The organism is Pseudomonas frederiksbergensis, from assembly GCF_003732665.1.
In the GTDB taxonomy this organism is placed as follows: domain Bacteria; phylum Pseudomonadota; class Gammaproteobacteria; order Pseudomonadales; family Pseudomonadaceae; genus Aquipseudomonas; species Aquipseudomonas frederiksbergensis_G.
On record NZ_MOBP01000061.1, the window covers coordinates 1 to 323 of the forward strand.

Sequence of the window (323 nt, forward strand, 5' to 3'; positions counted from 1 at the left end):
TGGTGATCGGCGCCACGCCGTTCTTCGGACGCCTGGTGGACACCGCTTTGCGTGAAGTGGATCGCGGCATCATCGAAGCAACCCAGGCCAGGGGCGCGACGACCCGCCAGATCATCATCAATGCGCTGCTGCCGGAAGCCCGCCCGGGCATCTTCGCGGCGATTACGGTGACGGCGATTACACTGGTCTCCTACACGGCGATGGCCGGTGTGGTCGGCGCCGGTGGTCTGGGCGACCTGGCGATCCGTTTCGGCTACCAGCGTTTCCAGACCGACGTGATGATCGTCACGGTGGCGTTGCTGCTGGTGCTGGCTCAAGTTTTG

General features: G+C 64.4%; 1 protein-coding gene. It reads left to right on the top strand.

Going from position 1 to position 323, the window contains the following annotated elements:
• The coding region (locus BK665_RS33145) for an ABC transporter permease subunit (RefSeq protein WP_123410639.1) at positions 1 to 323 on the top strand (323 nt) is incomplete at both ends.